The organism is Blastomonas sp. UPD001 (genome assembly GCF_003426715.1).
Lineage (GTDB): Bacteria > Pseudomonadota > Alphaproteobacteria > Sphingomonadales > Sphingomonadaceae > Blastomonas.
The window spans coordinates 1027242-1037387 of record NZ_QKVT01000001.1 but is presented as its reverse complement, the minus strand read 5'-3'; the positions used below and the strand labels follow the sequence as shown (position 1 = coordinate 1037387).

At 64.9% G+C, this 10146-nt stretch carries 8 protein-coding genes; 7 read left to right on the top strand and 1 reads right to left on the bottom strand.

The features are described from left to right. Positions 1-223 precede the first annotated feature (223 nt). A complete protein-coding gene (gene tpiA / locus DM995_RS05100; RefSeq protein WP_116968700.1) occupies positions 224-1042 on the top strand; it encodes a triose-phosphate isomerase in 819 nt (272 codons plus the stop codon). Here the strand turns inward: tpiA and DM995_RS05095 are convergent. Further along, positions 972-1454 (bottom strand): Hsp20 family protein, encoded by a 483-nt coding sequence (locus DM995_RS05095; protein ID WP_023837005.1) that lies wholly within the window; start codon positions 1452-1454, stop codon positions 972-974. The genes tpiA and DM995_RS05095 overlap by 71 nt on opposite strands. Positions 1455-2014: 560 nt before the next feature. Between DM995_RS05095 and DM995_RS05090 the strand changes: the two genes are divergently transcribed. From DM995_RS05090 to DM995_RS05065, 6 genes are all read left to right on the top strand, one after another. Then, entirely contained in the window at positions 2015-3253 is a 1239-nt protein-coding gene (locus DM995_RS05090; protein WP_023837004.1) for a lipoprotein-releasing ABC transporter permease subunit, read from the top strand. Then, entirely contained in the window at positions 3246-3920 is a 675-nt protein-coding gene (locus DM995_RS05085; RefSeq protein WP_116968699.1) for an ABC transporter ATP-binding protein, read from the top strand. The genes DM995_RS05090 and DM995_RS05085 overlap by 8 nt, the downstream gene beginning before the upstream one ends. Next, complete coding sequence (locus DM995_RS05080; RefSeq protein ID WP_023837002.1) at positions 3917-4393, top strand: glutathione peroxidase; 477 nt, start codon at positions 3917-3919, stop codon at positions 4391-4393. Before DM995_RS05085 ends, DM995_RS05080 begins: the two co-directional genes overlap by 4 nt. Before the next feature lie 154 nt (positions 4394-4547). Then, positions 4548-4886 (top strand): hypothetical protein, encoded by a 339-nt coding sequence (locus DM995_RS05075; RefSeq protein WP_023837001.1) that lies wholly within the window; start codon positions 4548-4550, stop codon positions 4884-4886. A gap of 42 nt (positions 4887-4928) precedes the next feature. Next, a complete protein-coding gene (dnaE, locus tag DM995_RS05070) occupies positions 4929-8414 on the top strand; it encodes a DNA polymerase III subunit alpha (protein WP_116968698.1) in 3486 nt (1161 codons plus the stop codon). Between the two features lie 76 nt (positions 8415-8490). After that, positions 8491-10095 carry a long-chain fatty acid--CoA ligase gene (locus DM995_RS05065; RefSeq protein ID WP_116968697.1) on the top strand — a complete coding sequence of 535 codons (1605 nt, stop codon included), beginning with the start codon at positions 8491-8493 and terminating at the stop codon, positions 10093-10095. The last annotated feature ends 51 nt before the right edge of the window (positions 10096-10146 follow it).

Genomic DNA, 10146 nt, shown 5'->3' with positions numbered 1-10146 from the left:
CCAAAGAGCCGAGGGGGCAGGGACCCGGCCTCGTGAAAATGCGGGCTGGCTTTAGGGGGCTTTGCCGCGCGCTTCAACCCTTGCCGCCGCTCCGGCGCCTGTAAACTGCCCCCGGCTCCACCCGAAGCGCCCATGGCTGGTCAAGCGGGCTGCGATTTGCTAGCCGCGCCCCCCATAAGACTGCCGACAAGGGGCAGACAATGCAAAAGGGGAAGACAGCATCGTGGCCAGCACAGCATCCTATATCGTCGGCAACTGGAAGATGAACGGCAGCGCGGCCGATGTCGCGGTGCTCGAGGCGATCGCGCAGGCCGCCGCGGCCAATCCCCATGTCGATGTCGGTATCTGCCCGCCCGCGACGCTGATCGCGGCCTTTGCCGCCGCCGCGGGCAAGGTGCATATCGGTGCGCAGGATTGCCACGCCAGGGCGTCGGGCGCGCATACCGGCAACCTCTCGGCCGCGATGATCCGCGAGGCGGGCGCGACCTATTCGATCGTCGGCCATTCGGAGCGCCGCGCCGACCAGGGTGAAAGCGATGCCGATGTCGCCGCCAAGGCCGAGGCGCTGCACGCCGCAGGCATGGGCGCGATCCTGTGCGTCGGCGAGACGCTCGAGGAGCGCGATTCCGGCAACGCGATTGCCATCGTCACCGCGCAGCTGGCCGCGTCGCTGCCCGGATCGGCCAGCGGCGACTGGCTTTCGGTCGCCTATGAGCCGGTCTGGGCGATCGGGACCGGACGCGTGCCGGTGTCGGACGATATCGCCGCGATGCACGCCGCATTGCGCGCAACGCTGGTGGAGAAGCTGGGCGAGACCGGGCAGGGCGTGCGCATTCTCTATGGCGGCTCGGTCAATCCGGGCAATGCAGCCGAAATCCTGGCCATTCCCGATGTCGGCGGCGCGCTGGGCACAAAAAAGGGTGGGCCGTTTCCGACCCACCCCGTTGCATATTACCCTTGGGCGTCCGGCGTCATGCCGCCTGGCTGTCGCCCTCGTCCTTGGTCGAAGCCTCGACGACCTGCAGCTTGGGGGTGCCGTTGATCGCGATCTTCTTGGGCTTCATCGCCTCGGGCACTTCGCGCACCAGATCGATGGTCAGCAGGCCGTCTTCCAGATTGGCGTCGCTCACCCGCACGAAATCGGCCAGCTCGAAGCGGCGCTCGAAATTGCGGTTGGCGATGCCCATGTGCAGGAAGTTGCCGCGCGATTCGCTCTCGGCAGCCTTGCGGCCCGACACGACCAGCAGGTTCTGCTGAGCGGTGATGTCGAGCTCGTTCGGCTTGAAACCGGCAACCGCGATGGTCACGCGATAGGCGTCATCGCTGCTGCGCTCGATGTTGAACGGGGGGTAGTTATCGCCCTGCGCAGCCCGGGCCTGGTTTTCCAGCAAGTCGAACAGCCGGTCAAAGCCAACGGTGGTGCGGCGATAGGGGGTAAAATCAAAACGGTTCATCTTCAAAATCCTTATTCAAGCGATTTCAAACGGTTGAAGCCCGCATCTGCGGCGCTTCCGATATCGTGAACCACCCTGACGGCGTGGATCACGTGACGAATCTAGGCGCTGGTAAACGCGTTTCAAGATGATTTTTTTGGAAGGGCGAAAGCGGCGGCGCGAGATGGCCTGGTGCGTCTGCCGGACGAAAAAAGAGCGTCCGGCCCCCAAGACCCGGACGCTCTTTATCAGGTTCATATCGCGCGCTGATGCCCGAAAGGCTCGCTCGCAAATCCTGAACCCTAGGTAACCGCCGCTTTCCCCAAAACGACGGAAACTATCCCCGAACCCATGGCCGTAGCCGCTTGATCCGCGTTGTCATGATTCCGTAACGCGCCGGTCGAAGCTAGCGGAATTCGCGGCTTGCCCTCATTTTTGATCCTTTCTGTGTTTTATGTGCAACAGGGGTTCGTTCAGGGATCAGCCATTGTCAGCCCCGCATGCGCTGGTTAATGGAAAAAGCCCAGCAGCGCCGCTGATCCCCTCGGCCGGCGCGTGTCCCGAAAGGTCGGTTCTCCCCCATGCTGTCCACATTCGAATGGACGATTGCCAAGCGCTATCTTCTGCCCGGGCGGGGCGAGGCGTTCATCTTCCTGGTTGCGGGGATCAGTCTGGTCGCGGTGGCGCTGGGCGTTGCCGCGCTGATCATCGTGATGAGCGTGATGAACGGTTTTCGCGCCGAGCTACTCGACAAGATCGTCGGGCTCAACGGCCATGCCGTGGTCCAGGGCTATGGCGGGCGTCTGAACAACTGGCAGGATATCCTGAAGGAAACGCGGCGGATGGACGGTGTCGTCGCGGCATCGCCGCTGATCGAACAGCCGCTGCTGATCAATTTCGACGGCCGCGTGGAGGCGGTGCTGGTGCGCGGCACCGATGCGCCCGATATCGCCGCGCTCAAGGACAAGACGGTGCTGGGTTCGGTCGCCGAGCTCAAGGCGGGCGCCTCCAAGGTCGCGCTCGGCTCGCGGCTGGCGCAGAATCTGGGCGTCAATATCGGCGACAAGATCACGATCATCAATCCGGCGGGGCGCTCGACCCCGTTCGGTACGGTACCGCGCGAGATCCTGTACGAGGTCTCCGCGATCGTCGAGATCGGCGTCTATGATTATGACAAGGCGTTCGTGATCATGCCGATCAGGGATGCGCAACTGCTGCTGCTGCTCGGCGATCAGGTCGGCATGATCGAGGTCACCACGCGCGATGCCGACAAGGTCCGCGAGATCCTCGCGCCGCTCGAGGCGAAGCTGCGCGGTCAGGCGGTGGTCAATGACTGGCGCACGATCAACGCCTCGCTGTTCGAGGCGCTGGCGGTCGAGCGTGTGGCGATGTTCATCGTCCTGTCGATCATCATCCTCGTCGCGGTGTTCAACATCCTGTCTTCGCTGATCATGCTGGTGCGCGCTAAGACCCGCGACATCGCGATCCTGCGCACGATGGGGGCGAGCCGCAACTCGCTGCTCAAGATATTCATCACCGTGGGGCTGATCATCGGATCGCTCGGCACGGTCGCGGGGCTGGGGCTGGGTTTCGTCTTCCTCTATTTCCGGCAGAGCATCGTGCTGTTCGTCCAGTTCGTGACCGGTCAGCAGCTCTGGGACCCGTCGATCCGATTCCTCACCGAACTGCCCAGCCGCACCGACCCTTTCGAGGTGGCAGGCATTGCCGCCATGGCGCTGCTGTTCAGCTTCCTCGCGACGCTCTACCCGGCGCTCAAGGCGTCTTCGACCGATCCCGTGCAGGTGCTGCGCTATGAGTGATGCCGTCATCCTGCTCACCGATGTCCGCCGCAGCTTCGTGCAGGGCGGCGTCACCATCGACGTGCTCAAGGGCGTCAACCTCGCGGTCGAGCCGGGCGAGATCGTCGGGCTGCTCGGACCTTCGGGATCGGGCAAGTCGACAATGCTGCAAGCCGTGGGCCTGCTCGAGGGCGGCTTTACGGGATCGATCCGCATCGCGGGCGAAGAGGCGGCGCAACTGAACAGCAACGGGCGCACCCGGCTGCGCAAGACGGCTTTGGGCTTTGTCTATCAGTTTCACCATCTGCTGCCCGATTTTACCGCGCGCGAGAATGTCGTGCTGCCGCAGCTGATCATGGGCCGCACCCGCGACGAGGCATCGGACCGGGCAGCGGAACTGCTTTCCCGTCTCGGGCTCGGCCAGCGGCTCGACCATCGGCCCAGCCAGCTGTCGGGCGGCGAGCAGCAGCGCGTCGCGGTCGCGCGCGCGCTGGCGAACCGACCGAAGGTCGTTCTTGCCGACGAACCGACCGGAAATCTGGACGAGGCGACCGCGGACAGAGTGTTCGACGAGTTCCTGCATCTTGTAAGGGAAGAGGGCAGCGCGGCATTGGTGGCCACCCATAACGAAAGACTGGCCACGCGCATGGACCGGGTTGTCCGCCTGCACGATGGAAGGATCGCATGACCGTTTTCGATTACACGATGCCGCTGCCCGACGGCAGCACCAAGCCGCTTTCCGATTATCAGGGTCAGGTGCTGCTGATCGTCAATACTGCCTCCAAATGCGGGTTTACGCCGCAATATGAGGGGCTTGAGGCGCTGCATCGCGAATACAAGGATCGCGGGTTCGAGGTGCTGGGCTATCCGTGCAACCAGTTCGGCGCGCAGGAACCGGGCGATGCGGAAGAAATCCGCAATTTCTGCTCGCTGACCTATGACGTGACCTTCCCGCTCTCCGCCAAGATCGCGGTCAATGGCGAGGAAGCCGATCCGCTGTGGAAATATCTCAAGAGCCAGCAGGCCGGCCTGATGGGCAGCCGCGCGATCAAGTGGAATTTCACCAAGTTCCTGATTGACCGCAAGGGCAATGTCGTCGCGCGCTACGGATCGATGGTGAAGCCCGAGCAGCTCAAGGCGGATATCGAGAAGCTGCTGTAACGCTGCGCGTGCGGCAGTCGAAAATTCTGCTATAGCCTTGTCATCCCCGCGAAGGCGGGAATCCCGCTTTCTCGCCAATTCGGCGCACAAGCGGGACCCCCGCCTGCGCGGGGGTGACGTGGAACAATGACCTGACAGCAAGGACACCGCACCGATGATCGACGCCATCAGCACCTGGGCCAACGGACTGGGCGCGCAATATGGCGTCAATCCTGTGATTTTCGCGAGCATCTATATCGGCGCGATCCCGCTGTTCCTGGCGAGCATCGCCTGGCTGGTGCGCAACGCGCGCGCGGGCAAGCCGACGGTGCTGCCAGTGCTGTGCGCAGGCGCCTGTTTCGTCTCGGCCTATGTCTATCTGGCGATCGCCGGGCGCAACATTCCCGCCTGGGTGTGGGTCTTCCTTGCCGTACTGATCCTTTACGGCATCTGGTCGACCGTCCGCGACGTGCGGCGCAAGATCGCGGCCAGGGATTTATCCACCGGGGAGTGATCGGGCTTCCCTGAATCGCGCGAGAAGCGATAGCAATACGCCATGCCCTATGAACCCTTCGTCCCGCTGCGCGTGTTCAGCGCCTATACGATGCTCGAAGGCGCGATCGAGCCCAAGGCGATCGCCAAGACCGCGAGCGACCGGGGCTTTCCCGCGATCGCCCTCGCCGATCGCAACGGGCTCTATGCGGGCATGGCCTTCGCCGATGGCTGTTTTGATGCCGGCATCCAGCCGATCGTCGGGACGCTGCTGTGCGTCGCGCGGCCGGGCAGCAATCCCGCATCGCCCACGCTCGACTGGCTGGCGCTCTATGCGCAGAACGCGAAGGGCTATGACAATCTGTGCGATCTCGTCTCGCACGCGCATCTCGACCGTCCGCTCGAACTGCCCGCGCATGTGCCGTTCGACCGGCTCGAGGGCCGCACCGAGGGCGTGATCGCGCTGACCGCCGCGGGCGAGGGGGCTCTGGTCAAGCTGCTCGCCGCCGGGCAGCAGGATGAAGCCGAGCGCTATTGCGACCAGCTTCAGGCGCTGTTCGGTGATCGCCTCTACATCGAGCTGTGCCGCCGTGGCGAAGAGATCGAGACGCTGGCGGAAAACGCGCAGCTCGATCTGGCCTATGCACGCGGCCTGCCGCTCGTCGCGACCAACCCCGCCTGCTATGCCGATCCCGGCTTCCACGCCGCGCACGATGCGATGCTGTGCATCGCGCGCGGGGAATATGTCGGCGCCGCCAATCGCGACCGGAGCTCGCCCGAGGCGTGGATCAAGTCCGCGCCGATGATGCGCGAGCTGTTCAGCGATCTGCCCGAAGCCCTGGTCAACACGATCGTCGTCGCGCAGCGTTGCGCCTATGCGCCGCCCAAGCGCAAGCCGATCCTGCCCAGCCTCGCAGGCGATCTCGAGGGCGAGGCCGCGCAACTGCGCGCCGATGCGTTTGCCGGGCTCGAAAAGCGGCTCGAGGCGTATCCCGACCTGACCGAGGAAGAACGCAAGGCCTATTTCGACCGGCTCGCGTTCGAGGTCGACGTGATCGTCGGCATGGGCTTTCCCGGTTATTTCCTGATCGTGGCCGACTTCATCAAATGGGCCAAGGATCACAATATCCCGGTGGGTCCGGGGCGCGGATCGGGTGCGGGCTCGGCGGTCGCCTGGGCGCTCACGATCACCGATCTCGACCCGATCAAACTGGGCCTGCTGTTCGAACGCTTTCTCAACCCCGAGCGCGTGTCGATGCCCGACTTCGATATCGACTTCTGCGAAACGCGGCGCGGCGAGGTGATCCGCTATGTCCAGGCCAAATATGGCCGCGACCATGTCGCGCAGATCATCACCTTCGGAAAGCTCAAGGCGCGCGCGGTGCTGCGCGATACGGGGCGCGTGCTGCAGATGGGCTATGGCCGGATCGACGGGCTGTGCAAGCTCGTCCCCAACCACCCGACCGATCCGTGGAAACTCGACCGTGCGCTCGCCGGGGTCGACGAGCTGCGCCAGCAATATCGCGACGATGCCGAGGTCAAGACGCTGTTCGACCTCGCCATGCAGCTCGAGGGCCTGCCGCGGCACAGCTCGACCCATGCCGCCGGCGTCGTCATTGGCGACCGGCCGCTGGCGCAGCTGGTGCCACTCTATCGCGATCCGCGATCGGACATGCCGGTCACCCAGTTCGACATGAAATATGTCGAGACCGCAGGGCTGGTGAAGTTCGACTTTCTCGGCCTCAAGACGCTATCGGTGCTGCACAAGGCGGTCGAGATGCTGGCCAAGCGCGGCGTCGAGGTCGATCTGTCGCGCCTGCCCTGGGACGATCCCAAGACCTACGAGCTGCTCAAGCGCGGCGATACGGTCGGCGTGTTCCAGCTCGAATCCGAAGGCATGCGCCGCACGCTGGCGCAGGTGAAGCCGACCGCGTTCGGCGATATTATCGCGCTCGTGTCGCTCTATCGCCCGGGTCCGATGGACAATATCCCGAGCTTTGGCGCGCGCAAGAACGGGCGAGAGCCGATCACCTATCCCCACCCGCTGCTCGAGGATATCCTGAAGGAGACCTACGGCATCATCGTCTATCAGGAACAGGTGATGCAGGCGGCGCAGGTGCTCGCGGGCTATTCGCTCGGCGATGCAGACCTTCTGCGCCGCGCGATGGGCAAGAAGATCAAGGCCGAGATGGACAAGCAGCGCGGTCGCTTCGTCGAGGGCGCTGCCAAGAACGATATCGACGCGAAGAAGGCCAACGAGCTGTTCGACTTGATCGACAAGTTCGCAGGATACGGCTTCAACAAGTCGCACGCCGCCGCCTATGCGCTGCTCGCGTACCAGACTGCCTGGCTCAAGGCGCATCACCCGCACGAATTCTTTGCCGCGTCGATGTGCTTCGACATGCACCAGAGCGACAAGCTCAATATCTTCGTTGATGACATGCGCCGCCTCGGCATCGCCTGCCTGCCGCCGTGCATCAATGCGAGCGAGGCCGAATTCTCGGTCGAGCAGACCGAGGAAGGGCTGGCGGTGCGCTATGCGCTCGCGGGGCTCAAGAATGTCGGCGAAAAGGCGATGGAGGGCGTGGTCGCGACGCGCCAGGCCGGCGGGCCGTTCAAGTCCCTGGGCGATCTCGCCGACCGGATCGACGCCGGGGCCGTGAACAAGCGCCAGATCGAAAGCCTGGCCGCAGCAGGCGCCTTCGATGGCCTTGGGCTCGAGCGGTCGGTTGTCCACGCCTCGGCCGACACGGTGATGGCGGTCGCCGCCGAAGCCCAGCGCCAGCGGACCAGCGGGCAGGGCGGGCTGTTCGGCGATGTCCAGCAGCCCGGCCAGTCGCTGCGGCTTGCGCCCGCCAAGCCCTGGGCGATGGGCGAGAAGATGACCTATGAGCGCGAGGCGTTCGGCTTCTTCTTCTCCGCGCATCCGGTGACCGAATTTGCCGCGACCGCCAAGGCGCAGGGCGCGCGGCCCTATCAGCTGCTGGTCGACACGCTCGAGGTGCGCGTCGGAGAGCGCAAGACCGCCAAGGTCGCGGCGCTGGTCGAAGGCTGCAACCGGCGGCAGTCCAAGCGCGGCAGCACCTTCGTGATGGTCGACCTGTCCGACGAGAGCGGCCAGTTCTCGGCCAGCTCGTTCGATGACGAGATCGTCGCCTCGATGCCCGAATGGGCGGCGCAATCGGCGTGCCTGCTGGTCGAGCTCGAGTTCGACCGGTCGAGCGAGGAACAGGCCCCGCGCGCGACCATCCGCCGCGCGCGCCCGCTCGATCAGATCAAGGTCGTGCTGCGGCACCGCGCGCATGTCGACGTGCACCATCCCGATGCGCTGGCGCGGCTCGCCGAGCTGGTCGGCCCTGCCGGTGGCGGGCAGGACGAACTGCACGCGCGGCTGATCATGGGCGAGGGCCGGGTGATGCCGGTGTGCCTTGGCAACCGCTTCCGGCTCGATGCCGAAACGCAGGCGGCGCTGCGCCTGGTCGAGGGGCTCAACGTCCGCGATATCGAGCAGCTCGCGGCGGGCCGACCGGAATTGCGCCTCGTCGGTTGACTTGGCCGCCGCTTCGGGCTTTCTCTCTCCCCATCGAACCGGCCTCCTGCGAAGGCCAGACCATCGGGAGAGAAGAATGATCATTGGCGGCATGCAGGATTATGAATTGCGCGTGATGCGGCTGCTCGACCATGCCGAGCGTGAGAGCGGCAGGCGCGAGATCGTGTCCCGCTGGGCCGATGGCAGCGAAACGCGAACGAACTGGGCGGGCATCGCGCGCGACGCGCGGCGGCTGGCGAGCGCGCTGGTGAAACTGGGCCTGCAACCCGGCGACCGCGTCGCGACGCTCGCGATGAACCACAGCCGCCATCTCGTCGCCTGGTATGGCGCGATCGGCATGGGCGGGGTGATCCACACCATCAACCCGCGGCTGTTCGAGGAACAGCTCGAATATATCGCCAACCATGCCGAGGACCGGGTGCTGTGCTATGACGCGGCGTTCCAGCCGATCATCGACAAGATGAAGAGCCGCTGGACGACGATCGAGCATTATGTCTGTTTCGACCCGCCCGCCGGATCGGACGTGCAGGGCTTCGAGGCGCTGCTCGACACCGGCGACGAAGGCTATCGCTGGCACGAAGGGTCCGAACGCGACCCGTGCATGCTCTGCTATACCTCGGGCACCACGGGCAATCCCAAGGGCGTGCTCTACGAGCACCGCTCGACCGTGATCCATGCGATGGCCGAGATGCAGCCGGCGGTGTTCAGCCTGTCGCCGCAATCGGTGGCCTTGCCGGTCGTGCCGATGTTCCACGCCGCGGCCTGGGGCCTGCCCTTTGCCGGCGCGGCAGCGGGGATCAAGTTCGTCTTTTCCGCCGTCAACGATCCTGCCGTGCTGTGCGACTTGATGAATGCGGAAAAGGTGACGCATTCGGCCGGCGTGCCCACGGTGTGGCTCGCGATGTTCCAGCACATCGATGCCACCGGCAAGAAGCCGGAACATCTCCAGGTGGTCACCATCGGCGGGTCGGCCGCGCCGCGCGCGATGTGCGAGCGGATCATGAAGATGGGTGCGCGGATGAACCATGCCTGGGGCATGACCGAAACCTCGCCGATCGGCACGATGGGCGCGCCGTCGCCCGACTGGGACGATCTCGATTTCGAGGCGCAGCTCGATCTGGTCACCAAGCAGGGCCGGGTTCCGTTTGGCGTCGAATTGCGCGTGGTCGACGACGAGGGCAAGGTGCTGCCGCGCGACGGCAAGTCGAGCGGCCGCCTCCAGATTAGGGGGCCGTGGATCATCAAGCGCTATTTCAAGGCGGAACAGGATGCGCTGACCGAGGATGGCTGGTTCGATACCGGCGACGTTTCGGTGATCCATCCCGATGGCGTGATGCAGATCACCGACCGCGCCAAGGACGTGATCAAGTCGGGCGGTGAATGGATCAGCTCGGTCGATCTGGAGAACGCGGCGGTGGGCATGCCCGATGTCGCGGAAGCCGCCGCGATCGGCCTGCCGCATCCCAAATGGGACGAGCGCCCGCTGCTGCTGGTGGTGCCCAAGCCCGGCACCAGCCCGAGCAAGGACGCGATCCTCGCGCATCTCTCGCAGCATGTCGCCAAATGGTGGCTGCCCGATGACATCGTGTTCGTCGACTCGCTCCCGCACAGCGCGACCGGCAAACTGCTGAAAACGGCGCTGCGCGATCAGTTCCGGGACCACGTGCTGCCGACGGTTTGACGTTGAGCTAAAATCCTCCCCCAGCTCGCTGGGGGAGGGGGACCGCCCGCG

Coding starts and splice junctions, on each gene's coding strand:
- DM995_RS05095 (WP_023837005.1), bottom strand. CDS start 1,454: ATGAACCGTTTTGATTTTACCCCCTATCGCCGCACCACCGTTGGCTTT.
- DM995_RS05090 (WP_023837004.1), top strand. CDS start 2,015: ATGCTGTCCACATTCGAATGGACGATTGCCAAGCGCTATCTTCTGCCC.
- DM995_RS05085 (WP_116968699.1), top strand. CDS start 3,246: ATGAGTGATGCCGTCATCCTGCTCACCGATGTCCGCCGCAGCTTCGTG.
- DM995_RS05080 (WP_023837002.1), top strand. CDS start 3,917: ATGACCGTTTTCGATTACACGATGCCGCTGCCCGACGGCAGCACCAAG.
- DM995_RS05075 (WP_023837001.1), top strand. CDS start 4,548: ATGATCGACGCCATCAGCACCTGGGCCAACGGACTGGGCGCGCAATAT.
- dnaE (WP_116968698.1), top strand. CDS start 4,929: ATGCCCTATGAACCCTTCGTCCCGCTGCGCGTGTTCAGCGCCTATACG.
- DM995_RS05065 (WP_116968697.1), top strand. CDS start 8,491: ATGATCATTGGCGGCATGCAGGATTATGAATTGCGCGTGATGCGGCTG.